The sequence below is a fragment of the Burkholderia sp. Ac-20345 genome (assembly GCF_017104825.1).
Lineage (GTDB): Bacteria > Pseudomonadota > Gammaproteobacteria > Burkholderiales > Burkholderiaceae > Burkholderia > Burkholderia lata_B.
Map to the genome: position 1 here is coordinate 1 of NZ_JAAGPO010000557.1, position 668 is coordinate 668.

At 65.0% G+C, this 668-nt stretch carries 2 protein-coding genes; both read right to left on the reverse strand.

Translation table 11 applies throughout. From position 1 onward, the window contains the following. The coding region (locus G3O06_RS48655; protein ID WP_205820503.1) for a DUF2827 family protein at window positions 1–232 on the reverse strand (232 nt) is incomplete at its 3' end. Window positions 233–246: 14 nt separating this feature from the next. Beyond that, on the reverse strand, window positions 247–668 hold a 422-nt coding region (locus tag G3O06_RS48660), incomplete at its 5' end, for a DUF2827 family protein (protein WP_205820504.1).

Sequence of the window (668 nt, forward strand, 5' to 3'; positions counted from 1 at the left end):
GCACGTCCCATTCGCCGAGCATCATCTGCGGATCGGCGACCTGTTCGCCGCCGTTCACCATCACGGCTTCCGCGACGAGCGGCGACTGGCGCAGCAGCAGGATCAGCAGCAGGCAGTTCTGGAAGATACCGTTTTCCCACAGCGACTGGCCGGCGCCGCGTACGAACAGCGACACGCCGACGACGAGACGCTTGCCCTCGCCGGGCGCTTGACGGGCATTGGAGTCCGACATGCGTATGCTCCGGTTCAGGCGACCAGACGCGAGATGAACGCGTCGAGGTTCGCGGGGTTGTCGATCGAGACCGACCGCAGCAGCCGGCCGGCCTTCGCGCGGTAGTCGTCGAGGCGTTCGTCGTGATGCAGCCACGCGTCGAGCAGCGCCCGGCCACCTGCCGCGGAATCGAAGTCCGGGTAGTAATAGCCGGCGTCGCCGATCAGCGTCGAGTTGTGGATCAGCGGATAGCCGCCGTACAGCACGTCGTAATACAGATAGTTCTGTCCGTTTTCCCAGTGGTGCGACACGACGGCGTCGGCATGGCGGGCCATGAAGCCCGGCAGGTCGAGGCGCGGCTCGAAGGTCGCCTTGTGCTGGCGCACGAGATCGAGGCTGTTCGCGAAGTGCACGAAGGTCGGATGCTCCTTCATGTGCAACGCGTTCACGACGAACA